The organism is Corynebacterium sp. HMSC05H05 (assembly GCF_001807265.1).
GTDB lineage: Bacteria > Actinomycetota > Actinomycetes > Mycobacteriales > Mycobacteriaceae > Corynebacterium.
The window spans coordinates 127053-151124 of record NZ_KV788371.1 but is presented as its reverse complement, the minus strand read 5'-3'; the positions used below and the strand labels follow the sequence as shown (position 1 = coordinate 151124).

Genomic DNA, 24072 nt, shown 5'->3' with positions numbered 1-24072 from the left:
ACCGTATCTACTTTCCCGGCCGGTTTGCGCTCCATAAAGTCGCTCAACATGAATCCAAGAATTCCTGTCAATGCATTCGGCCTCGTGCTCCGCGCCGTCATCGCTGTAGCTGTGCTCATGGGGGCGAATCTTGCTCGGCTCCCGCTCGCCCCGTATGTGGACGAAACCCTCTTGTTTTGCCTGACTCCTGTGTTGGTGGTCGCATTCGTCGTTGTGTGGGTGCGCTGCGTTGAGCGGTCCCGCATCAATTGGAAAGGGGCGTGGGGGCTGCTTGGTGGCACGCTCGTGGTTGCCGTACCGATGGTCCTGGGCTGGGCATTGCTCTGGGCGATCCTCGGGCGCGGCCCGGAGATACCGGAGACGGCCGAGGCTGGCGACTATCCGGTTGTCGCAATCGTGGCGTGGATCCTCGTTCGCGCATACTTGCTGCAGGGGATCCCTGAAGAGCTGCTCTTCCGTGGCTGGCTTTTCGACGTCACGCGCCACCGCGAAGCGCTGACCGTGGTGTGGACAACCGCCGCCTTCACATTGATTCACTTAACCTCTGCGGGAGGGCAACAAAGTACTCTCGACCATGTCGTGTACTTGGCTATGCCTTTCGGGATGTCCATCCTCGGTGCTGCGCTGGTCTACTGCTTTGGCAGCTTCTGGTGGGCGGCAGGCTCGCATGGCGGAATGCACCTCATGCTCGCGGTGTTGAGCTTGGCCTTTCCGGTTGAACTTGGCAATCTTGCATGGCTCGTGCTCGGCCTGGCGCAGGCGCTGGCCGGAGCGCTGCTGCTGTGGTGGCGAAATGTGAAACTGCGCGATTCGGAAAAACTCGCCTAGGCAAGTATAATCCTGCAGGTTGTTCGGCAATCGCCGGATGAGAAGACCATTTCGCACCCAACTCGGGCACGATCTTCGCGCGATGCGAGCGTGGAGAACCGACCCGTAGTTCAATCCTGAGGGAGACGAATCACATGAGGAAAGATATTCACCCGGATTACCACCCGGTGATTTTCCAGGACGCAAACACGGGCCACAAGTTCCTGACGCGCTCCACCCTGACCTCCGCACGCACTGAGCAGTGGGAAGACGGCAACGAGTACCCGCTCGTGGTCGTGGACGTCACCGCCGAGTCCCACCCGTTCTGGACCGGCGCACAGCGTCTCATGGACACCGCTGGTCGCGTGGAGAAGTTCAACCAGCGTTTCGGTGGCATGGCCCGCCGCAAGAAGAAGGCCAACTAGAGGGGATAAAGGAGACTCGTCATGGCAACACCGAAGTTCAAGAAGTCCCGCGCGAACACGCGCATGCGTCGTTCCCAGTGGAAGGCCGACAACGCCGACCTGCAGACCGTCAAGATCGATGGTCAGGAGGTACGCATCCCGCGCCGCCTGATCAAGGCCGCTCAGGCTGGTCTGATCGACGTCGAGCAGTTCTAAGCTTTTAAGGGTCGTAAAAGACCCAACGAACAAACCGGGATCCCCAGGTGGGACCCGGTTTTTTCAGCTTAATTCAACTCTGAGGAAAATATAAGTCATAATAATCCTATGAAAATTCTCGTAGCCGACGACGAGCAGGCCGTCCGTGAGTCGCTTCGGCGCTCGCTTCGCTTCAACGGATACGACGTCGTTCTCGCCGTAGATGGTGAAGACGCGCTTGACCAGATCCGTATTGAACAGCCTGATCTGACCATCCTCGACCTCATGATGCCCAAGCTTGACGGCTTGGGCGTCTGCCGGACCCTACGTTCCTCGGGGTACGACGGCCCGATCCTCATGCTCACGGCTCGCGACGGCGTGTCCGACCGCGTCGCCGGTTTGGACGCGGGCGCGGACGACTACCTGCCCAAGCCTTTCGCCCTGGAGGAATTGTTGGCTCGTGTGGGCTCGCTGTTGCGCCGCACCCGTTCGGAGGCTCGGAAGGCCGCTGAAAAGGACCAGACACGCCTCCAGTTCGAGGATCTGGTCATGGACACCTCCACTCGCGACGTGACCCGTGGGGGCCGGGCAATCTCGCTGACCCGTACCGAGTTTGCGCTGCTGCACTTGCTGCTGCAGAACCCGCGCCACGTGCTGGCCCGCCAGACCATCCTGGAAGAGGTGTGGGGCTACGACTTCCCAACGTCCGGAAACGCTCTCGAGGTCTACATCGGCTACCTGCGCCGCAAGACTGAGGCGGGCGGCGAATCTCGCCTGATCCACACCGTCCGCGGCGTCGGCTATGTACTGCGGGAGACCGCTCCGTGATTTTGCGGCGCTTCACAGGCGAAGCGGAGCCGCAGGGGGCGGACACCCCCGGGCGATCCCTGCGGAACAGCTTGGCCGTTCTCGCCGGCGGCATCGTCGCTGTGGTCATTTTGTTGACCGCACTGTTTACCTACCGGCTTTCAGAAACAACTCGTCTGACCGTCATGGACGACGACCTGCGCACCCGCACCTACGGCGTGGCGTTGCAGTTGAAGGACCTGGATGGGGATGACCAGGAAGGCTTCAAACGGGCGCTCGCCGAGTTCCGTCGCGCCACCCCGTGGGTGAAGGTTTCGGCGGCACCCGCTGGCTCCAACGTGTTCTACGGTGACCCGGTGCCGGTGGCGGGGCCGTACACGGCGACGTCGTCAGGCGACATGCTCTCGCAGCGCACGGTGGCGGGCGAGCGCGTCGTGGTGCGCCGCAGCGACTCCGGCGTGACCGTGGCTATGTCGCAGCAGTTGGACGTGTTCGGCATCGTCTCCGGCAGTTGGGGCGCGGCTGCGCTGGTTATCGCTGGCACCGGTGGCCTTCTGGCGTGGGTTGCCGGCGCGGTGATCGCCGCGGTTGGCCTTCGGCCAGTGCGTCGGCTGCACAGGGCTATCGACGCCGCGAACGAGTCCGACCAACTGACCGAACTGCCCGTTGATGGCGACGACGAGTTCGCGGAGATCACAACGTCGGTCAATAAAATGATCTCCACGCTGGAGGACTCCAAGACTCGCCAGGCACAGTTGGTGGCGGATGCGGGCCACGAGCTGAAGACCCCGCTGACCTCGATGCGCACGAACATCGAGCTGTTGATGATGCTGTACAACTCCGGCCGCCAGGATCAGATCTCGGAGCAGGACCGCAAGGACCTGGAGCGCGACGTGATGGCGCAGATGGAGGAAATGTCCATTCTCATCGGCGACCTGGTCGACCTGACGCGAGACGAAGCGCAGCAAGGGGCCGAGCCTGAGGATTTCCGCCTGGACAAGGTGCTGGAGGAAGCCCTCGACCGTGTCCGGCGCCGCCGCCCGGACTTGGCGTTCCAATTCGAAGCCGACCCGTGGATTATCACCGGCGACCGGTTCGCCATGGGGCGTGCCCCGATCAACCTCATCGACAACGCCGCGAAGTGGTCTCCGCAGGGAGGCACCGTGCGCGTGTCGTTAAAGGCGGCGAAGCGCAACGCAGTGTTGATTGTGGACGACTCCGGCCCCGGCATTCCGGCAGACCAGCGCGAGAAGGTCTTCGAGCGCTTCTACCGCGCACCCGAGTCCCGTTCCATGCCGGGGTCCGGTTTGGGCCTTGCCATTGTGAAGCAGGTCTTCGACCGCACAACGCCACCGTCGTGGTGGAGGAATCGGACGACGGCGGCGCGCGTTTCCGCGTCGTGTTCCCGGGCCGCCCGCCCGGGGCCGATGGCACGGAGGTTGAGGTCCCAGCCGCGACGACCACATCGCGTGTGATTCCCCGCAAGCGCTACAGTTAGACCCGCAGGCCAGGGTATACAGGATTCGTTCAGAGATTGTTACGAAATGCGGTGCATGCCCTCAAGTCCGGCCACAGGACGAGGGGGCATAATTGCCCCTCATGAGTGAAACGAATTTCCCGGGAGACACCTCCAGTTTCCCGGCAAACAATGGCGTCTATCAGGTGCAGCCCGAGCCCCAGCCACAGGCGCACCGACCCAGCAAAAGCGGCGGGAAGGGTGTCGGTGCGGCGTTTGCCGTCGCGTTGGCCACCGCTCTTGTGGCAGGCGGTGGCGCGGGATACCTTGCTGGTTCGTCCCAGTCGGGCAAGGGGGCCGAGAGTGCGCTGGAGAGCGCCGCAGAGGGTTCTTCGACGAAGTCGCAGGACAGGTCTGAAGGTGACTCGTCGCAAGGCGAGCTGCGTAACCCTGCGGTAGCGGATCCGGCCGAGGCTCCCGAGGGGTCCGTTGAGCAGGTGGCGGCTGCAGTGCTGCCGGCGGTGGTCTCCATCGAGGTCGCCACCCCTCGCGGCAGTGCGGAGGGCTCCGGCTCGATCATCTCTGCCGACGGCTATGTGCTGACCAACCATCACGTCATCGCCGGCGCCGACACGCCGGGGTCCAAGGTGCAGGTCACGCTTAACGACGGCTCACGTCGCAGCGCCCAGTTCGTCGCCTCCGACGTCAACACCGATGTCGGCGTGCTCAAAATCGACGACGTGCATGACCTGCCAGTGATGCAATTCGGCAACTCCGACGAGCTGCGCGTGGGCCAAGAGGTCGTCGCGGTGGGCTCCCCGCTGGGCCTGTCCGCGACGGTGACAAGCGGCATCGTCTCGGCGTTGAACCGCCCGGTGCGCGCCTCACAGGGAGGCGGCGAAAGCTCGTTGATGGACGGCATCCAAACCGACGCGGCGATCAACCCGGGCAACTCCGGCGGCCCGCTGGTGGACCGCAGCGGCAACCTCATCGGCATGAACTCTGCCATCGCGTCGCTGTCCGCGGGCGGCATGGGGCAGGGCGGCCAGGGCGGCTCCATCGGCCTCGGATTCGCTATCCCCTCAAACTTTGCAAAACGCGTGGCGGATCAGCTGATTGAAACGGGCGAGGCCACCCAGCCGATGCTCGGCGTGCGTGTGAGCGTCATGCAGAGCCTCAGCGGCGGTGCCGTCGTGGCGGGGGTGGAGCCGGGCAGCCCCGGTGAGCAGGCTGGTTTGCAACCCGGCGATGTGATCACGCGCCTGAACGACCGCCCCATCGACACTGCTGATGCCCTGATCGCGGCGACGCGCTCGAAGGAGTTCGGGGAGACAGTGACGTTGCAGGTGCAGCGGGAGGGGGAGTCGGAGCCGATTCCGGTAGAGGTGACCTTAAGTTCCGAGTAACTTCTTATCTGATCTATCCGCCCCGTTTTGCTTTGAGGGAGTCTGACCACGATGCCGGAATTGTTTGACGCGCTCGACATCACCGAGCCGGATGACGCGACGCTGCGCGCCTCCGAGCTGGAGAGCGATTCCCCGACGTCGCCGTGCGCAATTGTCGTGTTGGTGGGGGACCGCCGCTACGACGCGCCGGGCGACAACACCGACGAGATGGTGGTGGAGCTGCTGCGCGAGGTCGGCTACCAGGTCGACGGCGTGGTGCGCGTGAAGTCCAAGAAGTCCGAGATCCGCAAGGCTATAGAAACCGGTGTGGTCGGCGGCGTGGATCTGGTGCTCACCCTGGGCGGCACGGGTGTCGGGCCGCGCGACAAGACGCCGGAGGCGACTCGCGCGATTATCGACAAGGTGGTCCCGGGGGTCAGCCAGGCCATCCGCTCGTCCGGTCAAGCATGCGGTGCCGTGGACGCGTGCACCTCTCGCGGCATCTGTGGGGTGTCCGGCTCCACGGTCGTGGTCAACCTCGCATCCTCGCGCCAAGCGATTCGCGATGGCGTATCGACGGCGGCTCCGCTCGTGCGCCACCTCATCGACGAGCTGAACCAGCACTCGGTCTAAAACCTGCGCAGATCGAGGCAGCACACTGATGGAACGCAAGCGCAGGCGCGCTATACGCAAGGCGGACGTGGACTACGACCGCTCCGCGGACGCCGCGCCAACCACGCAGGCAAACGAAAACCCGGCCCTAGACGCTGAGCGCGAGGTGCTGCTCGGCGACGAAGAGCCGGGTTTGACTGGCCGCGATTTCTATGAGGCGGAGCGGCCGCCACACTACGGGGGCTAGCTTTCAGCCAGCCCCGTTCAAGGACGAACTAGTTCAGCGGCTTGTGCACGTTGTCCGGGGTCTGGCCTGCGAGCAGGTCGCGGATTTCCGCGAGCAGCTCGGTGTCGGTCGGCTCCGGCTCCTCTGGGTCGATGCCCTTGCGGCGCTTCTGAGTCTCGTCCAGCTTGTTCATCGGAGCAACGAGCAGGAAGTAGATCACTGCAGCGATGAGCAGGAAGTTGATGATGGCGGTGATAACGGCGCCGAAGTCGACGAAGGTCGCCTCGTTGCCCTCGCGGACGAAGAAGCCCAGACCGGAGTAGTCCACGCCACCCAGGGCAGCGAGCAGCGGGTTGATGATGGAGTCGGAGAACGCGGTGACAACTGCGGTGAATGCGGCGCCGATGACAACGCCGACGGCAAGTTCGATGACGTTGCCGCGCATGATGAAATCTTTAAACCCTTGAAGCATGGTTGGGGATATTAAACGGACGTGGACGGTTGCTCAACACAAGAGTCAGCGGTTCCGAGAGTGATGCCGCTGCCACGGCTGCAGCCTCACCTTGCCTGAGCAGCACCAACACCGCGTCGCCTTCCCCAGATGTGACGACAATCCCATTCTTTGCAACCACTTGCGGACCCTGGCCCACAACGTCAACTTCAGTCCCATGGTGGAGCATGGGCAAGATGTCCGGTTCCGCCAGGGGGACCGGCACCATCGAGAACTCTTCACCGTCCGGCTTGTCTTGCGTGAGCACGGCTGCCAGGTCGGGGCCCACCAATCGCGTCGCGGTGACTACCTCGCCGCGGGAAGCGGCCGCCGCGAGGAGTTGCCCTTCTGCGAGAGCAACGTCATCCAGCGCTGTCTCGGGCACCGATTCCGCTGGCAGGCGGCGTAACTCCAGGTCGTCCGAGGTGAGCACACTGCCGGGGGCGACATCGCGGGCGAAGGTGAGGGCCGGCGGGTCGGACCGTGAGGCGTCGATAAGCACATGCAACACAGCAGCAACGACGAGGAACGCAGCCAAGGCTCTGCGGACGATCACGGAGCGGCGGTAGCCGGGGGAGCGGAGGTTGTTCAAGCGTGCGGAAAGATCCATAGGGATTAGACGGACTCGAACGCCCCGCGGTTCCCTAGATACGGAAGAAACCTCCGGGCGTAATGACCGCGTCCACTGCCTGGTCGTGCGCGTCGTGGGGCACGGCGTCCACGACCTCCCAGTCGTAGACCACAGCCGCGACCGGAACTTCCAGGCCGGAAAGCGCTCGGTCGTAGTAGCCGGCACCCTTGCCCAAACGCATGCCTTGCCTATCGACGGCTAACGCCGGAGCCACAACCAGCCCGCAGGAGCGCAACACGTTCGAGTTGAAGCGCGGACCTTCAGGCTCCGTGATCCCCAGCGCGCCGGCCGTGTCCGTGTCTCCGAACTGCGCCCAGGCCAGCACACCGTCGGGGAGGGAAATAGGCAGTAATAATGCGCGGGCCGCTCCGGCGAGCTGCGCGGCGAAATCCGCCGGCCCCGGCTCGGACCCGAGCGGGTTGTAGGCAGCGACGTTGGTGCCGCGCGCGCCGAAGTCGTCGACGCATGCCAACGTCGCCGCCGCAATCGCCTGGTCGAGCTCGCGCTTCCGCTCCGTTCCGCGCAGGTCGCGCCGGGCAACCAAGTGCGCGGCGCGCATGGCGGCCTTTGGGTGTGGGGCGGTTGAGTTCACTGGGGTGTGCATACTCCTCGCTTCTTCCGGGTCGCAGCCCGGTTGTGGGGGTTGGGGGCTGTAGGCTTTGCGTTTATGCAGAATTCTACTGACCACCCTGTTGATGCTGCGCGCGCTTCGGTGAAGACTGTTGTGGTGCCGGCTGCGGGTATGGGGACTCGTTTTTTGCCGGCGACGAAGACGGTGCCGAAGGAGCTTCTGCCGGTGGTGGATACACCGGGCATTGAGCTGATTGCTGAGGAGGCTGCTGCGTGCGGTGCGCAGCGCCTAGCTGTGGTGGTCGCGCCGAATAAGGAAGAGATCATGCGGCATTTCGGCGAGTTTTCGGACTTGCAGGAGCTGATGGTCGCCCGCGGCAAGCAGGCCCAGGCGGACAAGGTGGCCCGCGCCAACGGTTTGATTGAGGCTGTGGCGGTGACCCAGGATGAGCCGCTCGGGCTTGGCCATGCTGTCGGCTGCGCTGAGGAAGCGTTGGACGACGACGAGGATGCGGTTGCTGTGATGCTGCCGGATGATCTGGTGTTGCCGGCGGGTGTGATGGACAAGATGGTTGCGGTGCGTGAACGCCTTGGGGGTTCGGTGTTGTGCGCGTTTAACGTCTCGCGTGAGGAAGTGTTCAACTACGGCGTGTTCGACGTCGAGGATGCCCAGGCTGAGATTGACGGCGTTGAGGTGCTCAAGGTGCGCGGCATGGTGGAAAAGCCTGCTGTGGAGGATGCGCCGTCGACGCTGGTGGCTACCGGCCGGTATTTGTTGGACCGCGGGATTTTTGACGCGCTGCGCCGGATTGAGCCGGGTAAGGGTGGTGAGTTGCAGCTCACGGATGCGATTGAGTTGATGATTTCTGAGGGGCATCCGGTGCATGTGGTGGTGCATGAGGGGGGTCGCCACGACCTTGGTAACCCGGGCGGGTACATCCCGGCGAATGTGGACTTTGGTCTGCGGGACGAGAAGTACGGCCCGGCTTTGTATACCGCGGTGAAGAAGATCATCGCCGACTTCGAGGCAGAACACCCCGAGGTTGCAGCGAAGGCGCAGGACAACGCGTAAACGAAAGGGGCACGGGCCATGCGTAGCGTAGAGGACCAGCTTGCGGCCGTAGTGGATGCCGCGGCCGCCCCCGAACCGATCCGGGTGGCGCTGACGGACGCGCTCGGCCTGATGTGCGCCGAAGAAGTCACCTCCACCACGCAGGTTCCCGGTTTCCCCCAAGCGGCGGTGGACGGTTTCGCCGTGCGCGCGGTAGACGTGGGCGGCACCGCTGGGCTGCGCAGGCCCGAGCGCCGCGACCGCGACCAGGACGAAGACGGCGAGGAAGCCCCCGCCGCCCCGCAGCCGAATCGCGAGCGCGCCCTTCCCGTGGTGGGTGAGGTGCCCGCCGGCTCCCAGAAGCCACTGCGCCTGCAGCCGCGCCAGGCGGTGCGTGTCGCCACCGGCGCGCCGCTGCCGACGCTCGCCGACGCGGTGCTGCCGCTGGAGTGGACGGACCGCGGCCGCAAGCGTGTCACCCCGCAGCGTCCCGTACGCACTGGCGATTTCGTGCGCCGGCCCGGCGACGACATCCAGCCCGGCGACATCGCCGTGCGCCAGGGGGCGGTGCTCGGCCCCGCCCAGATCGGCCTTGCCGCCGCCGCTGGCCGCGACAAGCTGCTGGTGTATCCGCGGCCCCGCGTGACCGTGATGAGTTACGGCCTGGAACTGGTGGACCTAGACCGCCGCCCCGGCTTGGGGCAGGTCTTCGACATCGCCTCCTACGTCGTGGCAGCGGCCGCTAAAGAAGCGGGCGCGGACGTGCACCGCGCCGGCATTATCAACGCCGAGCCGCGCCGCATGCGCGAGACTGTGGCCGGCCATATCGCAAAAAGCGAGTTCGTCATCATCACCGGCGCCGTCGGCGGCTCCGGCGCGGCTCCCATCCAGGAGATCCTGCGCGAGCTCGGGCAGATCGACACCACGCGCGTGGCCATGCACCCCGGCTCCGTGCAGGGCTTCGGCTTAGTGGGTGAAGAGCGCGTCCCGGCGTTCCTCTTGCCGTCCAACCCGGTGAGTGCGCTGGTGATTGCGGAAACATTTATCCGCCCCGCCATCCGCAGCTCCCTGGGCAAGACTGCGGTGACGCGACGCACCGTCAAGGCCCGTTCACTTCGCGAACTCAGCTCAATTCCCGGCCGCCGCGGCTACATCCGCGCCCGCCTCATGCGCGACGCCGATACCGGCGACTACCTGGTCGAGCCGCTGTCCGCGCTGGAAGCCGGGCCCGCCCACCTGCTGGCCGGTTTCGCGGAGGCCAACGCGATGATCCATCTGCCGGAGGATGCTGTGCACGTGCGTCCCGGCGACATCGTGGACGTCGAGTTCCTCCGCCAGCGCAGCTAGGCGCCGACCATGTTCGCCATGTTCCGCCAGCCCACCCCGGGGTGGCCAGAATCCACGCCGGCCGCCACGCTTCCCGACGGCGCATCCGTCCGCCTGCGCCCCCTGTCTTCCCGCGACGGGGAGGAGTGGTCGGGCACGAGACACGTCGATAAGCAATGGCTTCAACCCGTCGAGCCCACGGTGGAGGGTACCTGGGAGGACGCGCACTCTCACGCGGCGTGGCGCAACACCTGGCTCAACCTGAAGCGGCTGGCCAACCAGGGCACCGTGGTGCCGCTGGTCATCGAGGTTGACGGCGACTTCGCCGGGCAGGTCACCCTGGGCAACATCCAGCACGGCATCGTTTCCGAGTGCTGGGTGGGCTACTGGGTGCACTCGCCGTTTATGGGCCGCGGGGTGGCCACCGCCGCGTGCGCGCTGGGTGTGGACCACGCGTTTTCCCGCGTCGGTCTGCACCGCGTGACCGCCACCTACCTGCCGCACAACCCCGCCTCCGGCAAGGTGCTCAAGCTCAACGGCTTCCGCGAGGAGGGCTACTTGCGGCGCAACCTGCACATCGACGGGCAGTGGCGCGACCACCACTTCGTGGCCCTGAACTCCGACGATTTCCCCACTACGGCCGTGCAGCGCCTGCGCGAGGCTGGCCGGGTGCGCTAGAGGCGAAAAACAGCTGCGGCCCACCGGCGCGCCGACCCGTTCGCCTGCGCAAGTGCCGATACCGTGGACTCCTAACTTTAAGGGTGCAACTGACGCGGAAAGGTGGCATCGCCCATGGGCAGCCCGAGTTTAATGATCATCTTGATCCTGGTCGTGTGGATCATCGTCCTCGCGCCGTTGATGATCGGTAACAACAAGCCGATCCGCCGCTCCGGCGACGGCTACGACGAAACGCGCGTGCTGCACGAGGGCGGCACCACGCCGATGGCCGAGCGCCGCCGCCCGAAGCTCACCGCCGCCGACATCCACCGCCACAGCGAGGACACCGACTACGAGGTCGTCGAGGCGACGGACGCCGATGAGCAGGTGCTTATCGACGACGCTCCCGCTCTGCGCACCCTCTTCCGCCGCCCCGGCGCCGAAGATCAGGCCGACCACATCGACGGCGAAGTCATCGAGCATGCCGAAGACGACACTGCAGGCGAAGCCGAACCGGCAGATGCTGAGACGGCCGGAGCCGAATCGGCCGAGGGCGGGTCCACCAAGGTCGTCGCCAACGAGACCGGCGGCTCCACCTCTGTGAAGGTCCTCGCCGCGGAGGATGCTGCAGAGGACGATGCCGCCGACACCGATACCGACGCCGGCGGCGCCGACGAGGCTGAGGCAGAGTCCAACCGCTACGAGCTGGACGAGTCCTACACCGCACCCGAGGACTTTGGCTACGCGGACGAGACCGGAGGCGTCGAGAAGCAGGGCGCCCCGGAAACGGACGTTGAGGAAGCACCGGAAGATTTTGACGACGAGGTCGACACCGCAGAGGTCGCCGAAGCGGGCGACGAGGACCTCGCCTTCGCCGCTGCGCGCCGCGGCCGCGGCGGATTCGACCCGGAGCGCGACAAGAAGAACACCGCCACCCGCTTCCAGCGCCGCCAGCGCACCCTGCTGGCGCTCATCGCCGCCTGCGTGGTCACCTTCGTCGTGGCGTTTGTGGCGGGTGGCTGGACCTGGGTGCTGCCCGCCGTGTCGGTGGGGCTTACCGCATGGTTCATGATCGCGTTGCGTCGCGTGGTGCTGCAAGAGCGAGCCCTGCACGCCCGCCGCCTGCGTCAGCTGCGCCGTGCCCGCATGGGCGTGGCTATGAGCAACCACGTCGAGCACCCGCGTGACGCACGCCTGCGCGCGGGCTCCGTCGTGCTGGACCTGGACGACGAAAGCCCCGACTTTGACACCCTGCCGTCCGCCCGCTACGCGCCGGACAACGACCCCGGCTACGACGACTACGAAGACCTCGGCGGCTACGGCACCCGTGCCTCCTAAAACCGTGAAAACCTCCACTGCGCTGGCGATTTAGCCGGCGCGTGGGGGAGGAGTAACGTAACGAGCGTGCCCAAGGGGCTATAGCTCAGTTGGTAGAGCGTCGCGTTCGCAATGCGAAGGTCAGGGGTTCGATTCCCCTTAGCTCCACAATTCGATAAAACCCCTGGTCATGTTTGGCCAGGGGTTTTTGTATCTGCCCTGGTAGGTGCACTATTCCTTTGTTGCCGCACGTTGCCATGTGTTGCCGTGGTATGAAGCCTATACGCAACAGTTACGCAACACAGTTGCGCAACGTCACCGCAACACCGAGGAGCCCAACATGGCGACAAAGCGCCGCAGCCGCAACGGGTGGGGCACCGTGCGCAAAACCCGCGACAGATTCACCGCGCAGTACACCGGGCCCGATGGAGCCCGCCACACGCCGGGCTACAGTTTCGCCACCCGCACCGACGCGCAGGGCTGGTTGGCCGCAGAGCGCCGCCTGATCGACCGGGAGGAGTGGGCACCGCCTAAGCAACGTGCGCAACAGGCCGCAGCCGCCGCACGCCTGGAGGAGGAGCGCGGCATGACAGTGGGCGAGCTGGTAGATGATTGGCTGGCGCGCGCAGACCTCAAACCAACCACCCGCGCCACCCACCGCAAGCGCCTGGAGCTACGCGCGCTGCCCGACGATGTGCCCGGGCTCAACTCGCTGCGCCACGTGCGCGTGGTGGACGTAGACCGGCAGCGGGTGCGGCAGTGGGTAGAGGAGATGCAGGCTATTTGGCCCTACGGTCAAGACGGCTACAGCACCAGCTACCACGCACACCAAAAGCTCACCACCGCGTTTAACTGGGCCCGCGATGAACTGGAGCTAATCGACGGCAACCCGGTGCCGCTGGTGAAGATGCGCAAGCCCGAGAACCGTAAACGGGATGAAGCCGTCTACACCGATGCCGAGGCCGAGGCACTGGTGCAAGGGTTCCCCGAGTGGTTGCGTCACGCGCCGCAGATCATGTTGTGGGGCGGGCTGCGCCTCGGGGAGCTGCTAGAGCTGCGCCGCAAAGACCTCACCGGGCTAGAGCCCGGCGCGACAATGACGCTGCGGGTGCGCCGCTCCATGCAAGACGTGGACAAGCCCGGCGGCGGCAAACAAACCGTGATCAACTCCACCCCGAAAAGCGCAGCGGCGGTGCGCGATGTGGTGGTGCCCGCCGACATTGCCGACGCTATCCGCGACCACCTCACCGAGGCGGGCAAAACAGACCCCGAGGCGCTGGTGGTGTCACGCAAGAACGGTAGGCAGTTCACCCAGCACGGCTACCGGGATAAGTATTTTAAGGCCGCGAAAGAACACGCGGGCAGGGTGGATACCTCACCGCATAGCTGCCGCCGGTTCTACGGCACGCAACTGGTGCGCCTGGTCATGGCCGGGCAGCTCTCAATGGAGGAGGCCCGCCGCCTGATGGGCCACGAAACAGTGGAACAGTTGATGGAGTACCAGCGCGCAGAGGTTGGCTACCAGCAGCGCGCCGCCGCCGCACTGGCGGGGATACGCCGCGCAGCCGCGCCGGGCATGGAGACAGAGGAGGAGCGCGATGCACAAAAAGCGTGAGCGAGGGCTGACTAAGTACGAGGAGCTGGAGCACGCTGGGGTGGCCCAGCCATTCTTGACACGTCAAAAGCACGCCTTGAGCCCTAATCGAATAGAAATTTTGCGGGAATGGGACAGATTGCGGGAGGCCTGGGACAAGACCTATGCAGACGCAGGGGAGGGGCCGGCGCAGGTGCCTGGGGGAGAGATATTGGGCACCTACAAAGTGATTTCTGTAACGAATGCTGCCGGCAAAGTGTCGGGCACGTTTTTCCTCTTTACTCGTGAGGAGGAGGTGCGTGAGCTGTTCATCACAGCACCGCAGCGTGGGTTGCCGCCCAACCCCTATGTTCGTTCCCCGCTCAATGTTGTCCGCTGGAAGATTTGGGAGGTTGAAGCAGCGGCTAAATACCCTAGTGCTGCCCTTAATCCGAACCCGAAAAACGTTGATGATGTGAGGCCATACAGTGAGTTGTTCGGGGGAGTTGATTGGTCACTCTTGCCCCGAGACGAGGAGTACGTGTTCAGCGGATTGTGGGATGCAATGCAGAACAAGGGGCAACGCCCGGTAACGGGGGTGACGCTTCTTCCAGCGAACAATTGTGATCACCGGTTTAGGTTTCGCGACGGCACCGATGGTTTTACCGTGCGAGGTTCGAAATTAGCCCCTGCGCTCCATGCTGTGCGGCAGGCGGGGGAGCGCAAGATTTCGTTGCACACGTTGCGACAAGTGATTGCACGTTTGTAACAGTGCTATCCTGATGCCAGTGGTGGCCCCTCGGGGCAACAAACTACAGCGTGTTGTGCGCTGCCGCTCCAGTCGGCCAGGCGGGGATGTTAGACCCCGCCCCAGGCGTTCACCGAACACAGCTCAAGAGGGGCTGCGTTCTCGTCTGGGTTATGCCTAAACAAACCCAGGGTCATGCCGGGGCAGTTAAAGCTGCCCGGGTTACGTACACCCTGGAGGGTTTATCAATGCCGCAGACGGCACAAGGCGCGAAACCGCGCATGATCACCATCCCGCAGGCCGCAGAACTTTACCAAGTAGGTGAGCGCACGCTGCGCCGCTACATTGCCGAGGGCAATCTAGTTGCCTACCGTCTCGGGCGCTCTATCCGGTTGCGCCCCGAAGATGTGGATAACCTGTTCACCCGTACCGATGCATGGGCAGGGGGTGAACGCTAATGCGCCCCGCACAATGGACAGAGGTAGCAGCCCGTGCAATGTGGGCTGGCAACTATCCCACCGAGGCACACAGCACCGAGCCCGCCGGCGAACTTTCGATTTGGTGCCTGCGCAACCGGCAAACCAACCTGGATGCCGCGCCCTACCGCCTGCGCCTGGAGCGCACCGATGGGGACACCGTAGAGGTGCCGGCCTCCCGAGCTGATTTGCTCCATCTCGCATATTCGGTGCTTGCCGCTGCGCTGGAGGGGTGGCCCGAGGAGCTGCGCCGCCGCGCCTACACCGAGGTAATCGCGCCCGGCTACTACAACACGGGGGAGGTGAACTAAATGAACGGCGTGCAGTTCACAGACCGCGCAATTTTTCACACAAAGGTTGCGCACAGTGGGGAACAGATGATCACCGGAGATGTGGCAGTTAGCTGCCTATCCACCAAACCCGGCGCGCCGGTGGGCCTGTATTCGCTCCACCTGATCAACGCTGAGACGATGGAGACGGTAGAGGTCATGCTGGATGCCCGCACCCTCGGGCAGCTCGGTGCCTGGATTAAGGCACAGGCCGGTGGTGCTCGGTGAACAACGCAAAGAAAACGCCCCCGGTGCTCGGCACACAACCAGGGGACGTAATCAAGTGGTCGGACGTTGATCACGATACCCAATACCACGGTCTTTATCCTGCGCAGTTCCGCGCCGCAGCCGCCGAGTGGTACACCGCCCGCGGCCTGGAGGTAGGCCCGTTACGCGGCAAGGTGCCGATGCCGCGCTACGTGCCACACGGCAAGGACAGTTTCACCGCAGACGTACCCACCGTGCAGCAATGGTGGGCACACACACCCGGCGCGAACATTGGGCTACGCCCGCCCGCGGGCTACGTAGTGGTGGACGTGGACGTAAAAGACGGCGCGCCCGGCGCGCAGACGTGGGCAGAGCTCAACGCCGGGCGCAGCGTGCCTGACACGCTCACCATGATCACCGGCACCGGCGGGTGGCACCTGTGGTTCCGCCTGCCGTTCAACGCCACGCTGCGTGGACAACTTGCGCACACCTCCTCGGGTGTTGATCTGAAAACCCGGCGTGGCTATGTGGTGGTGGCACCCTCGGTGCACCCCGATGGTGGGATGTACCGGCTGCACACCTGGATGGAGCTGGAGGAGGTGCCCGAACTGCCCGTGTGGCTGCACAGGCACGCCTACAAGCCCGTGGAGGTCACGCCCGCACCACAACGTCACAACACAGCTGGGGGCAACGGCAGCGGCCTTATAGAGGCCGTGGCGAGTGCACCAGCAGGCAACCGCAACAACACGCTGATTTGGGCCGCGTGCCGCAACGCAGAGGAGGCCCTGGGCATGGACGAGGAGCTAGTGCAAGCCGCAACCCGCGCCGGGCTACCCGAGGCCGAGGCGCGCCGCACGATCGCATCCGGTGCCCGCATGTACAGCAACGGAGGAGGTGCCGCAGCATGACTAACCGTAAGTTCGATTCTGTCTACACTGTGGCGCAATGGGAGCAGCTGGAGCATGAGGTATTCGATGGTGCCGGTGATGCGCTCCAGCGGGTGCGTGACTACGCCCGGGCGAACAACCGCCCGCCTATTGCTTTCCTGGTTGCGTGCGCGCTGTACGCGCTGACTGCCACGCCCGGGCGGGTGCGATTCGATGCGGGGCTAGGCCCCGGCGCGCCCAACCTTTTCGTGGTGCTGATGGGCAGGCCCGGCGGCGGCAAGGACAAGCTGATCGAGGCTGCATCCGATGCAGTTACGGTGCTACAGGCGGGTGATGATCTGGGCTTGCAGTTGCGCCCGCAGAGTCATGGCATCGGCTCGGGTGAGGGTCTTTTAACCTCCCTCCAGCCCGAGGGTGAGGGGCAGGCCGGGCCGTCGATTCTGTTCACGGTCACCGAGGTGGGCCTGATGGGTGCACTCTCCGAGCGGCAGGGCAGTACGCTGCGCCCGCATCTGTTGAACATCTACAGCGGCGGCGAGCTCACACTGAACAACCGCAAGGACAAGCTGCGAGTGGAGCGCGGCAATTATCGCGCCGGGCTGGTGCTCGGTGCGCAGCCGGATAAGACGGGGTTCATCATTAGCGGGCAGGACGATGGGTTTAAGCACCGCTTTGTGTTCGTGGAGGTGTTCGACCCGCTGCGCAAGCCGGGCGAGGAGTACCCGCCGGTGAACCTGCACCCGGTAATGGTGCCCTCCTCGGTGTTGGACGGCACCCCGATGGGTGTCGCGCCCGCTATTCGGGAAAAGGTGCTGCGCAACAATGAGGAGACGCTGATGTATGGCCCGCCGCTAGACGGTGGTGGGCACCGCATGTTCACCACGCTCAAGTTGGCAATGGGGCTTACGTTGCTGCGCTCGGGTGATCGGATAGAGGAGGGAGATTACCGGCGGGCAGAGGTGCTGATGGGTTTTTCTGCCGCTATTGCACGCGGCTGTGAGGCACACCTGGAGGGCCAACAGGTGGAGGAGGCGGCGCTGCGTCTGGAGCGCAAGGATGCTGCCGAGGAGGCCGTGCAGGCCCGCGCAAAGGTAAAAGCCCGCCCGCTGATCTTGAAAGCAGTCGCTGATGCTGATGGGCAGGCGGTGCCGTCTAGTCCGCTGCGGCAACGGATGCGCGGCAACCAGCGCGGTGCTTTCGATGCGGTGCTGGATGAATTCATGGCCGCAGATGTGGTGCACCAGGTCGAGGAGGAGGGCACGAAACGCCCCATGCTGATTCGTGGCGGTGCTTTCGATGCCGCAATGGATAAATACCAGGTGTCCTAGGCGTCCTACGTGTCCTGTGCTGGTCACAGCATGTTTTCGGGTGTCCTAGGTGGTGTCCTGGGTGTCCTACCCACCCGAGGCGCACAGGACACCTAGGACAGTGGAGAGGACAGTGTAAAACCATCGTCTACCTGCACAGGACACTTAGGACGGTCAGGACACCTGCCGACAACAAAACCGGCTCTTCGCGTTTGGGAGTGCGTAGGTCGTTTTCGGGGTGCTTGGGTGTGGCACAAGATGTGGGGGTCCTTGCTGGGTTAAGGATTTAGGTGTTCAAGCCAATCCGAACTCAACAAGGACCCTGCAATGCAGCCTAGTTTCAACATCGTCGCCAGGAGAAACTGAAATCACAGGGCAACTGGCGAACGCTAGTTCTGTCCGAGATCGAAAGGCGTGACACCGGAAAGGCTGTTCGGATCGAGCCGCGTGGTGATGCCGATCCTGTTCCACGCGTTGATCGTGACAATCGCCATCAGCAGATTACGCGCGCCCTTTTCCCCGTGAAGGCGCTCAACGCGGTTCCAGAGCTCATCTGGCACGGATTCTTCGCCGCGGATCTTCGTCACTGCATCGGTGAGCTCTAGTGCCGCGTGCTCTTCATCGGAGAAGACATCGGGAGTTTCCGTCCAGTTCTCCACACGGCCGATTTTCTCTTCCGTCCAGCCGTCTTTCCTAGCATCGCGACGGTGCATAGCAAGGCAGTATGTGCACTGGTTGATTGCAGAGGCCCGCAGCTGCACGAGATGCGAGTAGTCCTTGTCCACACGGGCCCGCACGTACGTCTCCATACCGAGCATGGGCGCGTAGGCGACTTTCGGGATTGGTTTCCGGTTATTCGGTGCCATGCAGGAAGTCTACATCTCACCCGACCACTCGCATCAGTCAATCTTCCAGATCTATCAATGGCCTAGTGGGGGAAGCAACGGCAGGAAAACGCCGCTTAAAGCGGGCAGGGGAGAAGTCCCCACGGGTACCGCCGGATGCGCCCCCGAGACATTGCAGCACAATCTCCCGAGCTCCTAGCGGGGCTGATTCTGGAGGGGTGGGGGTGCCCCCCGCCGCGAACACTACATGCACCGCCGACATGCCGCCCGCGCTACACGGCACACCCTTGGGGGAGCACCCCTCCCACCCGGCGCGCTGATGCCCCGAGGGCATAGGCGCTCGGGCCGTGTACGGGTTACACGATTCTGCGGCAGGCCGAACATTCATAACCGGGTACCCTCACCTGACTCCGCACCGCTGCCCGAGTCAGGGCTTTTTACGCGGGCCTGAAAAGTCTGCCCGAGCTGGGAGGGGGTGGCCAAAAATATCCGAGGGGTGCCCTCACCTGACTCCGCCCCGCCTGATGCAGTCAGGTTTTCTCTCTCCCCGGGGTTAAGGGGGGCGCGCGTTAGGGAGGTATGCCGCGATTCTGAACAACGAAACAGCCGCCACTTCGAGCAGTGGAGGTGGCGGCGAGTGATGGACGTGCAAGGCCGGCAACACGCGCGTGCGCGATAGGCCAGCGCAAAACGCCTGGTGAATTTTGCCGTCTAAGCGGTTGAAGCTACGCCGGTGGGGTAGCGGCACCGTCGAACTGCCGTAGCAGCCCGCGCAGCCGGTACTTAGGCTGGCTGATCAGTTCGGCTTGTGCTCGAGCCATGTCTAGGCAGTCGGGGCAGAACCCGAGCCGGGTGCCTCGGAACCTCCACGGGTTAAGCGTGGTGATGATCTGCCCGATGGTCGCGCCCTGGGCGGCGATGGTGACGGTGCCGCCGCGCCGGGTGCTAACACGTGCGCCGGGCAGTTCGCAGCCCCACATGCGGTTGAACTTGCCGCAGTAGGTGCCGCGTAGTTCCTCGGTCATGGCGAAGTGCCACACCCCGGCTGCGGTGTCGGGGTAGACGGTGCGCACGTGCACCTGATTCCAGCAGCCGGTGTAGTCGCCGGGTTGATCGTCACGCGGCAGTAGGTGGTGCTCGGTCACGGCATGACCTCCAGCAGGTGCGCGGCTGCATCGCAGGCGGGGCAGTTCACCTTATCGGCGTGGGTGCCCTTGACTGCCGCGCCGGGTGCGCGCCGGATGCCGCAGAGGTAGTGGATGGTGCCGTCTGCCTCCTCGTGGTGGATGATGTGGCGCAGTGGGGTGCGCGCTGCGGATGCCTGCCGCGCCAGGCTGGTAGTGGTTTTGGGGGAAAGCATCGGGTGCTCCTCGGGTCGGTTTTCGGTGCGCTAAGCAACAGTTGCGCAACAGTTGCGGGGCCAATGTCTGCGAATGGCGCGTCTACCAGCGGTTGAATAGATTTCGTCGTGGAGCTCCCTTAGCTCCGCTTGATTGCGGGGCCCGGTCGAATACGGCCGGGCCCCGTTACGTTTTGCTGATCGGCTAAGCTGCCTCCCGTTGAATCTCGGGCATAAAGGAGCAGCTGAAGTGGAAGATTCGTTGGGCGCGCAGAAGATCCGTCGCGCGGTGCTGATTGTGGCGCTGTTGAACCTGGCATACTTCTTCGTGGAGTTTGCCGGTGCGGTGGCCATTGGGTCGGCGTCCCTGTTCGCGGACTCCGCCGACTTTCTCGAGGACACCGCAATCAACCTGCTGGTGTTCTTCGCCGTGGCGTGGCCGGCCGCGCGCCGTCGCACCGCGGGTAGCGTGCTCGCAGCGCTGATCCTCATCCCGGCGGTGGCTGCGATTGTCACCGTCGTCGCCAAGATCGTGAACCCGGTCGCGCCGTCGCCGGAGGGCCTGACCGGCATCGCGGTCGGTGCCCTGGTGGTCAACGTGGTTTGCGCGATCCTGCTGATGCAGCTGCGCGGTGAAGGCTCATCGCTCGCCACCGGCGCTTGGCTGGCCGCGCGCAACGACGCGCTGGCCAACCTGCTCATCATCGCCGCCGGACTGCTCACCTTCGTGTGGGAGACCGCCTGGTTCGACATCGTCGTCGGTGCGATCATCGCCGCGATCAACCTCTCCGCCGCCAAGGAAGTCTGGGAGGCATCCCGCGAGGAGCACGACTCTGTCGAGGAGGCTTTCGCGGACATGGACGACGATTAAACGCCGCCTAGACGCGCCTTAAGCCCACACTCCGGACGCACCGCGGCGCCAGGTGCCCACCAAGTTGGTGTCGACGATGCCGGTGGATTCCATCAGCGCGTACATGGTCACCGGCCCCACAAAGGTGAAGCCGCGCTTCTTCAAGTCCTTCGCCAGTTGCTCGGACTCGGCCGAGCGCGTCGGCACCTCCGCCATCGTACGTGGCACCGGCGTGTGTTCCGGCTGGTAGGACCATACGAACTCGCCCAGGTGCGTGCCCTGTTCCCGCAGGTTGAGCGTTGCCTGGGCGTTTTTCACTGCTGCTTCGAGTTTGCGCCGGTTGCGGATCAAGGAAGCGTCGTCAAGCAAATGCTCGATGCTCATGCCTGCGACCTCCTCTGGGTCGAAACCGCGGAACGCCGCGCGCAGCGCCTCGCGCTTCTGCAGGATCAGCCGCCACGACAGGCCCACCTGGAAGCCCTCGAGGCAGACGCGCTCGAACATGCCCTGCTCGTCGGTGACGGGCATGCCCCATTCGGTGTCGTAGTACTCGCGCAAAAGCGGGTCGGTGGCCGCCCACGGTGGGCGCGCCAGCCCGTCGTCGCCGATGACGGGCCAGCCGGATTCGGGATCGGTCTCTGGGGCGGTGTGAAAATCAGTCATATGTATTGGACTCAGTTCTACCTCGTTTGGTTCCACGGGTACGCTAATCGGCATGAATAGGCCCGCCGTCCGCGACTTCGCGCTGCTTGTGCTCCGGCTCGTGCTGGGCGCGGTGTTTGTGGCGCACGGCTACAACCACTGGTTTGAGACGGGCATGGCCGAAACCGGCCGTCAGTTCGCGGAACTCGGGGTGCCGCAGCCACAGCTGTCCGCCTACCTCACCGGCACCGTCGAGCTCATCGGCGGCGCGTTTTTGGCAGTGGGGCTCTTAACGACGATCACCGCGTCGCTCCTCGCCCTTGTCGTTTTAGCCGCCGGGTACTTCGTGCACCTGGACAACGGCTTTTCCATCGAGGCCGGGGGAGTGGAGTACACGCTCGTGATCGCCGCCGCGTTGTTTATCATCACCGTCTTCGGCACCGGCCGTGCCAGCCTGGACGGGGTGCTCACGCGTGGTTAGCCACGAGGAGGTCCAGGCGGCGCTGTCCGCGCGCATCGACGGCGAGAAAACCGAACTCGACGACGCTATTGTCGACGCCCACGTGTCAGGCTGCGCGGAATGCCGCGCGTTTTTGGACCGCTCCTTGGCGCTGTCGCAGTCGCTCGGCGGGGACACCGACGACGCGATGGCCCCGCCACAGGACCTCTCCGCCGCGATCCTCGCCGGGGTGGACGACGAGTGGCGCCGCTTCGCCCGCCGTCGCGAGCTCGGCATGGCAGTAGGCCGTTTGCTGCTCGGCGCAATGGCCGTGGTGTGGGTGGTGTGGGCCGTGCGCCTGATCCTCTCCGGCGGGGAGGAGCCGGTGGTGGCGTCTGCGGCGTCGGTGCGCTTCGGCGTGGCGCTCGCGTTGGGCTTTACCGCCTGGCGGCCACAGCAGATCCCGGGCGTCGTGCTCATCGTGGGCACCATGTTCACCTTCACCGTCGGCTTTGCCGTGCGCGATTTTGTGCTGGGCACAGGCGCTTTCGAGCTCGCCGGGGTGCTCATCCCGCTGATGAGCCTGGTGGCCCTTGTGTGGACCTGGGTCGCCGACCGGGGCGGGGCGCTGCGCCGGGCGTGGCAGATGCTGGACGCCCGGCCGTACTAGCCAAGGCCGCTCCGCCTCGACACCGAGGATTTCGAACGCCAGAGTTCGAAAACGCCCTATTTTGCCGCCATCTTCGTAGTCCTGTTTTCGAAAAACAACGTTCAGGCGGCTCAGGAAGCCCCCGGAACGAAAAACCGGCCAGGGGCGGAGAGTGCCCCTGGCCGGTTGATTCCCAGCTACTTCCAGCTAGGCAGCCACATGATGGACTCGTACCAGGCGTCCGGGATCCTGAAACCGTAGAAGATCGGGGACCAGTAGATGAAGCTGGCCACCACCAGCGCGATGTAAACCACGGCGGCGAGCTGGCCCCAGCGCATTTCAAAACCTGCGACCTTGTTCACCCAATCCCACGTCACAGGCCCACCCTTCTTGGCCAGGTTGCCCAAGGCGAGGGCTAGCAGCACCGCGGTAAACGGCACCAGGGCGGTGGCGTAGAAGAAGTACATCTGACGGTCGAAGGCGGCCAGCCACGGCAGGAAGCCAGCGGCGAACGCGATCACAGGCACGATGACGCGGAAGTCCTTGCGGGTCAGCCACACCCAGCACGCCCACAGCAGTACCGGCACGGTCAGCCACCAGATGGCGGGGGTGCCGAACATGTAGATCATTTCGCGACACGTGCCGTCGCCGGGAGCAACTGAGCACTCCAGGTCAGTGGCGGAGTAGTACAGGATCGGACGCGCCGAGACCAGCCAGGCCCACGGCTTGGAATCCCACGGGTGGGAGTGGCCGGAGGACGACGTGAGCGAGGCGTGGAAGTTCAGCACCGAGAAGTGGTAGTAGAACCAGCCGGCAATTGGCTCAGGCAGGTTGGCCAGCCAGGGCCAGTCGGAGCCGGCGATGGTGCCGTCGGTAAGCGAGTGGCGGTACACGGACGTCTCGGAGGCGAACCAGGCGCGCCAGGACCACAGGTACAGCACCGCCGGAATGAGCACGATGGAGGCGAGCGCCGACGGGACGTCGCGAAGCAAGGTGCCCGAAATCGGCTTTTCCACGCCGTAGCGGCGGCGCAGGAACAAGTCCCAGAACGACGACAGCAGGCCGAAGAACATGATGTAGTACAGGCCGGACCACTTCACGGACAGTGTCAGGCCGAGCAGCACACCGGTGGCGAAGCGCCACCAGCGAAAGCCCATGCGCGGGCCGAACGGGCTCGCGTCCTCGAGCTTGCCGGCCAGCCATGCGTCGTGCCAGCGGTGGTGCACCTCGCGCATGTCGCCGGCCAGCGTCCACGCCGCCATCACCACGAACAGCACCTGGAACACGTCGAGCATGCCGAACTTGGCGGAGACGAGCAGGACGCCGTCGAAAAGCGCGATGATGCCGGCGATGATCGCGATGTTGGTGGACTGGCTGACCCGCCGCGCGAGCAGGAATACGAACACGATCACCGCGGTGCCGAACAGGCCGGTCATGAGGCGCCAGCCGAGCGGGGAGTAGCCGAAGATGATCTCGCCGAGCGCGAGCAGCTGCTTGCCCAGCGGCGGGTGCACGACCAGGCCGTAACCGGGGTTGGACTCGATGCCGCCCAAGACCGGGTTGAACCAGCTTTCCACCATGTCCCAGGCTTGCGGGACGTAGTGCTTCTCGTCGAAGACGGGGGTGCCGGAGCTGGTCGGCTGCACCAGGCCGATGAACCTGGTGAGCAGCGCCAGCACACCGATGACGGAGGCGGCGATGGTGTCGCGGCGCGTCCACGGCACGGTCACGGGTGCCTCGGGCGCAGGCTGGGCAGGACGTACGGAGCGCGTCGTCTCGGTCGCCGTAGCGTCGGCGCCGGACGGCGGCCCGGCGGGGTTCGGGGTGCTCGCGATAGTGGTCACGAC

Annotated in this window: 30 protein-coding genes and 1 tRNA gene; 23 read left to right on the top strand and 8 right to left on the bottom strand. The window is 64.7% G+C overall.

The features are described from left to right. The first annotated feature begins 48 nt into the window (after nt 1-48). The 8 genes from HMPREF3151_RS02085 (at nt 49) to HMPREF3151_RS02050 (ending at nt 5913) form a co-directional block, all read left to right on the top strand. On the top strand, nt 49-828 hold the full coding sequence (locus tag HMPREF3151_RS02085) for a CPBP family intramembrane glutamic endopeptidase (protein WP_070845235.1): 780 nt from the start codon (nt 49-51) through the stop codon (nt 826-828). A 134-nt stretch (nt 829-962) separates the two neighbouring features. Then, nucleotides 963-1232: a type B 50S ribosomal protein L31 gene (locus HMPREF3151_RS02080; protein WP_034999480.1), complete on the top strand. Its 270-nt coding sequence runs from the start codon at nt 963-965 to the stop codon at nt 1230-1232. Between the two features lie 21 nt (nt 1233-1253). Further along, entirely contained in the window at nt 1254-1427 is a 174-nt protein-coding gene (gene rpmF / locus HMPREF3151_RS02075; protein ID WP_070472869.1) for a 50S ribosomal protein L32, read from the top strand. Nucleotides 1428-1535: 108 nt separating this feature from the next. Further along, nucleotides 1536-2234: a response regulator transcription factor gene (locus HMPREF3151_RS02070; protein WP_070472866.1), complete on the top strand. Its 699-nt coding sequence runs from the start codon at nt 1536-1538 to the stop codon at nt 2232-2234. Nucleotides 2235-2305: 71 nt separating this feature from the next. After that, the gene (locus HMPREF3151_RS02065; RefSeq protein WP_141741274.1) at nt 2306-3688 is read left to right on the top strand and encodes a sensor histidine kinase; all 1383 of its coding nucleotides are present in this window, start codon (nt 2306-2308) and stop codon (nt 3686-3688) included. A gap of 124 nt (nt 3689-3812) precedes the next feature. Next, complete coding sequence (locus HMPREF3151_RS02060; protein WP_083290125.1) at nt 3813-5075, top strand: S1C family serine protease; 1263 nt, start codon at nt 3813-3815, stop codon at nt 5073-5075. A 51-nt stretch (nt 5076-5126) separates the two neighbouring features. Continuing rightward, nucleotides 5127-5687, top strand: a complete 561-nt coding sequence (locus HMPREF3151_RS02055; RefSeq protein ID WP_070472860.1) for a MogA/MoaB family molybdenum cofactor biosynthesis protein — start codon at nt 5127-5129, stop codon at nt 5685-5687. A gap of 28 nt (nt 5688-5715) precedes the next feature. Continuing rightward, on the top strand, nt 5716-5913 hold the full coding sequence (locus tag HMPREF3151_RS02050) for a hypothetical protein (protein WP_070472857.1): 198 nt from the start codon (nt 5716-5718) through the stop codon (nt 5911-5913). Between the two features lie 28 nt (nt 5914-5941). Here HMPREF3151_RS02050 and mscL read toward each other — a convergent pair whose 3' ends face one another. The 3 genes from mscL to HMPREF3151_RS02035 are packed head-to-tail and all read right to left on the bottom strand — an operon-like array spanning nt 5942 to nt 7617. Beyond that, complete coding sequence (gene mscL / locus HMPREF3151_RS02045) at nt 5942-6364, bottom strand: large conductance mechanosensitive channel protein MscL (RefSeq protein ID WP_070472855.1); 423 nt, start codon at nt 6362-6364, stop codon at nt 5942-5944. Then, entirely contained in the window at nt 6348-6992 is a 645-nt protein-coding gene (locus HMPREF3151_RS02040; RefSeq protein ID WP_070472852.1) for an SAF domain-containing protein, read from the bottom strand. Before HMPREF3151_RS02040 ends, mscL begins: the two co-directional genes overlap by 17 nt. A gap of 34 nt (nt 6993-7026) precedes the next feature. After that, complete coding sequence (locus tag HMPREF3151_RS02035; RefSeq protein WP_070472849.1) at nt 7027-7617, bottom strand: 5-formyltetrahydrofolate cyclo-ligase; 591 nt, start codon at nt 7615-7617, stop codon at nt 7027-7029. 63 nt (nt 7618-7680) lie between these two features. On the opposite strand from HMPREF3151_RS02035, the gene HMPREF3151_RS02030 reads away from it, so the two are divergent. From HMPREF3151_RS02030 to HMPREF3151_RS01975, 12 genes are all read left to right on the top strand, one after another. Further along, nucleotides 7681-8655, top strand: coding sequence for a UTP--glucose-1-phosphate uridylyltransferase (locus tag HMPREF3151_RS02030; RefSeq protein WP_070472848.1), 975 nt, complete (start codon nt 7681-7683; stop codon nt 8653-8655). Between the two features lie 18 nt (nt 8656-8673). Beyond that, nucleotides 8674-9981 (top strand): molybdotransferase-like divisome protein Glp, encoded by a 1308-nt coding sequence (gene glp, locus HMPREF3151_RS02025; protein ID WP_070472845.1) that lies wholly within the window; start codon nt 8674-8676, stop codon nt 9979-9981. 9 nt (nt 9982-9990) lie between these two features. Next, nucleotides 9991-10638: a GNAT family N-acetyltransferase gene (locus HMPREF3151_RS02020; protein ID WP_371336003.1), complete on the top strand. Its 648-nt coding sequence runs from the start codon at nt 9991-9993 to the stop codon at nt 10636-10638. 114 nt (nt 10639-10752) lie between these two features. Continuing rightward, a complete protein-coding gene (gene glpR / locus HMPREF3151_RS02015; protein ID WP_141741273.1) occupies nt 10753-11955 on the top strand; it encodes a divisome protein SepX/GlpR in 1203 nt (400 codons plus the stop codon). A 74-nt stretch (nt 11956-12029) separates the two neighbouring features. Beyond that, nucleotides 12030-12102, top strand: a tRNA-Ala gene (locus HMPREF3151_RS02010). 172 nt (nt 12103-12274) lie between these two features. Beyond that, nucleotides 12275-13549 (top strand): tyrosine-type recombinase/integrase, encoded by a 1275-nt coding sequence (locus HMPREF3151_RS02005; protein ID WP_070472840.1) that lies wholly within the window; start codon nt 12275-12277, stop codon nt 13547-13549. Beyond that, entirely contained in the window at nt 13533-14276 is a 744-nt protein-coding gene (locus tag HMPREF3151_RS02000; protein WP_070472838.1) for a hypothetical protein, read from the top strand. Before HMPREF3151_RS02005 ends, HMPREF3151_RS02000 begins: the two co-directional genes overlap by 17 nt. 260 nt (nt 14277-14536) lie before the next feature. Continuing rightward, nucleotides 14537-14713, top strand: coding sequence for a helix-turn-helix domain-containing protein (locus HMPREF3151_RS01995; protein WP_246815172.1), 177 nt, complete (start codon nt 14537-14539; stop codon nt 14711-14713). Nucleotides 14714-14751: 38 nt separating this feature from the next. Next, nucleotides 14752-15042, top strand: a complete 291-nt coding sequence (locus HMPREF3151_RS01990) for a hypothetical protein (RefSeq protein WP_070472834.1) — start codon at nt 14752-14754, stop codon at nt 15040-15042. Nucleotides 15043-15108: 66 nt separating this feature from the next. Next, on the top strand, nt 15109-15288 hold the full coding sequence (locus HMPREF3151_RS01985) for a hypothetical protein (protein WP_141741272.1): 180 nt from the start codon (nt 15109-15111) through the stop codon (nt 15286-15288). Next, nucleotides 15285-16175, top strand: coding sequence for a bifunctional DNA primase/polymerase (locus HMPREF3151_RS01980; protein ID WP_246815171.1), 891 nt, complete (start codon nt 15285-15287; stop codon nt 16173-16175). Before HMPREF3151_RS01985 ends, HMPREF3151_RS01980 begins: the two co-directional genes overlap by 4 nt. Continuing rightward, entirely contained in the window at nt 16172-17482 is a 1311-nt protein-coding gene (locus tag HMPREF3151_RS01975; RefSeq protein WP_070472831.1) for a DUF3987 domain-containing protein, read from the top strand. Before HMPREF3151_RS01980 ends, HMPREF3151_RS01975 begins: the two co-directional genes overlap by 4 nt. A 368-nt stretch (nt 17483-17850) precedes the next feature. Here HMPREF3151_RS01975 and HMPREF3151_RS01970 read toward each other — a convergent pair whose 3' ends face one another. From HMPREF3151_RS01970 to HMPREF3151_RS01960, 3 genes are all read right to left on the bottom strand, one after another. Next, nucleotides 17851-18327, bottom strand: a complete 477-nt coding sequence (locus HMPREF3151_RS01970) for a carboxymuconolactone decarboxylase family protein (RefSeq protein ID WP_070472828.1) — start codon at nt 18325-18327, stop codon at nt 17851-17853. A gap of 704 nt (nt 18328-19031) precedes the next feature. Continuing rightward, a complete protein-coding gene (locus HMPREF3151_RS01965) occupies nt 19032-19451 on the bottom strand; it encodes a hypothetical protein (protein WP_070472825.1) in 420 nt (139 codons plus the stop codon). After that, nucleotides 19448-19666: a hypothetical protein gene (locus HMPREF3151_RS01960; protein WP_070472824.1), complete on the bottom strand. Its 219-nt coding sequence runs from the start codon at nt 19664-19666 to the stop codon at nt 19448-19450. Before HMPREF3151_RS01960 ends, HMPREF3151_RS01965 begins: the two co-directional genes overlap by 4 nt. 229 nt (nt 19667-19895) lie before the next feature. On the opposite strand from HMPREF3151_RS01960, the gene HMPREF3151_RS01955 reads away from it, so the two are divergent. After that, nucleotides 19896-20516, top strand: a complete 621-nt coding sequence (locus HMPREF3151_RS01955) for a cation efflux transmembrane domain-containing protein (RefSeq protein ID WP_246815170.1) — start codon at nt 19896-19898, stop codon at nt 20514-20516. Nucleotides 20517-20534: 18 nt separating this feature from the next. On the opposite strand, the gene HMPREF3151_RS01950 is transcribed toward HMPREF3151_RS01955, so the two are convergent. Then, entirely contained in the window at nt 20535-21158 is a 624-nt protein-coding gene (locus HMPREF3151_RS01950) for a DNA-3-methyladenine glycosylase I (protein WP_070472821.1), read from the bottom strand. A gap of 52 nt (nt 21159-21210) precedes the next feature. Between HMPREF3151_RS01950 and HMPREF3151_RS01945 the strand changes: the two genes are divergently transcribed. Further along, nucleotides 21211-21618 carry a DoxX family protein gene (locus tag HMPREF3151_RS01945; RefSeq protein ID WP_070472818.1) on the top strand — a complete coding sequence of 136 codons (408 nt, stop codon included), beginning with the start codon at nt 21211-21213 and terminating at the stop codon, nt 21616-21618. Then, on the top strand, nt 21611-22246 hold the full coding sequence (locus HMPREF3151_RS01940) for a zf-HC2 domain-containing protein (RefSeq protein ID WP_070472816.1): 636 nt from the start codon (nt 21611-21613) through the stop codon (nt 22244-22246). The genes HMPREF3151_RS01945 and HMPREF3151_RS01940 overlap by 8 nt, the downstream gene beginning before the upstream one ends. Nucleotides 22247-22422: 176 nt before the next feature. Here HMPREF3151_RS01940 and HMPREF3151_RS01935 read toward each other — a convergent pair whose 3' ends face one another. After that, nucleotides 22423-24069: a dolichyl-phosphate-mannose--protein mannosyltransferase gene (locus HMPREF3151_RS01935; protein WP_371441205.1), complete on the bottom strand. Its 1647-nt coding sequence runs from the start codon at nt 24067-24069 to the stop codon at nt 22423-22425. Between the last annotated feature and the right edge of the window lie 3 nt (nt 24070-24072).

What these genes read in the sequence shown, in the direction of transcription:
- HMPREF3151_RS02085 (WP_070845235.1), top strand. Translation starts at nt 49, where the DNA reads ATGAATCCAAGAATTCCTGTCAATGCATTCGGCCTCGTGCTCCGCGCC.
- HMPREF3151_RS02080 (WP_034999480.1), top strand. Translation starts at nt 963, where the DNA reads ATGAGGAAAGATATTCACCCGGATTACCACCCGGTGATTTTCCAGGAC.
- rpmF (WP_070472869.1), top strand. Translation starts at nt 1,254, where the DNA reads ATGGCAACACCGAAGTTCAAGAAGTCCCGCGCGAACACGCGCATGCGT.
- HMPREF3151_RS02070 (WP_070472866.1), top strand. Translation starts at nt 1,536, where the DNA reads ATGAAAATTCTCGTAGCCGACGACGAGCAGGCCGTCCGTGAGTCGCTT.
- HMPREF3151_RS02060 (WP_083290125.1), top strand. Translation starts at nt 3,813, where the DNA reads ATGAGTGAAACGAATTTCCCGGGAGACACCTCCAGTTTCCCGGCAAAC.
- HMPREF3151_RS02055 (WP_070472860.1), top strand. Translation starts at nt 5,127, where the DNA reads ATGCCGGAATTGTTTGACGCGCTCGACATCACCGAGCCGGATGACGCG.
- HMPREF3151_RS02050 (WP_070472857.1), top strand. Translation starts at nt 5,716, where the DNA reads ATGGAACGCAAGCGCAGGCGCGCTATACGCAAGGCGGACGTGGACTAC.
- mscL (WP_070472855.1), bottom strand. Translation starts at nt 6,364, where the DNA reads ATGCTTCAAGGGTTTAAAGATTTCATCATGCGCGGCAACGTCATCGAA.
- HMPREF3151_RS02040 (WP_070472852.1), bottom strand. Translation starts at nt 6,992, where the DNA reads ATGGATCTTTCCGCACGCTTGAACAACCTCCGCTCCCCCGGCTACCGC.
- HMPREF3151_RS02035 (WP_070472849.1), bottom strand. Translation starts at nt 7,617, where the DNA reads ATGCACACCCCAGTGAACTCAACCGCCCCACACCCAAAGGCCGCCATG.
- HMPREF3151_RS02030 (WP_070472848.1), top strand. Translation starts at nt 7,681, where the DNA reads ATGCAGAATTCTACTGACCACCCTGTTGATGCTGCGCGCGCTTCGGTG.
- glp (WP_070472845.1), top strand. Translation starts at nt 8,674, where the DNA reads ATGCGTAGCGTAGAGGACCAGCTTGCGGCCGTAGTGGATGCCGCGGCC.
- HMPREF3151_RS02020 (WP_371336003.1), top strand. Translation starts at nt 9,991, where the DNA reads ATGTTCGCCATGTTCCGCCAGCCCACCCCGGGGTGGCCAGAATCCACG.
- glpR (WP_141741273.1), top strand. Translation starts at nt 10,753, where the DNA reads ATGGGCAGCCCGAGTTTAATGATCATCTTGATCCTGGTCGTGTGGATC.
- HMPREF3151_RS02005 (WP_070472840.1), top strand. Translation starts at nt 12,275, where the DNA reads ATGGCGACAAAGCGCCGCAGCCGCAACGGGTGGGGCACCGTGCGCAAA.
- HMPREF3151_RS02000 (WP_070472838.1), top strand. Translation starts at nt 13,533, where the DNA reads ATGCACAAAAAGCGTGAGCGAGGGCTGACTAAGTACGAGGAGCTGGAG.
- HMPREF3151_RS01995 (WP_246815172.1), top strand. Translation starts at nt 14,537, where the DNA reads ATGATCACCATCCCGCAGGCCGCAGAACTTTACCAAGTAGGTGAGCGC.
- HMPREF3151_RS01990 (WP_070472834.1), top strand. Translation starts at nt 14,752, where the DNA reads ATGTGGGCTGGCAACTATCCCACCGAGGCACACAGCACCGAGCCCGCC.
- HMPREF3151_RS01985 (WP_141741272.1), top strand. Translation starts at nt 15,109, where the DNA reads ATGATCACCGGAGATGTGGCAGTTAGCTGCCTATCCACCAAACCCGGC.
- HMPREF3151_RS01975 (WP_070472831.1), top strand. Translation starts at nt 16,172, where the DNA reads ATGACTAACCGTAAGTTCGATTCTGTCTACACTGTGGCGCAATGGGAG.
- HMPREF3151_RS01970 (WP_070472828.1), bottom strand. Translation starts at nt 18,327, where the DNA reads ATGGCACCGAATAACCGGAAACCAATCCCGAAAGTCGCCTACGCGCCC.
- HMPREF3151_RS01960 (WP_070472824.1), bottom strand. Translation starts at nt 19,666, where the DNA reads ATGCTTTCCCCCAAAACCACTACCAGCCTGGCGCGGCAGGCATCCGCA.
- HMPREF3151_RS01950 (WP_070472821.1), bottom strand. Translation starts at nt 21,158, where the DNA reads ATGACTGATTTTCACACCGCCCCAGAGACCGATCCCGAATCCGGCTGG.
- HMPREF3151_RS01945 (WP_070472818.1), top strand. Translation starts at nt 21,211, where the DNA reads ATGAATAGGCCCGCCGTCCGCGACTTCGCGCTGCTTGTGCTCCGGCTC.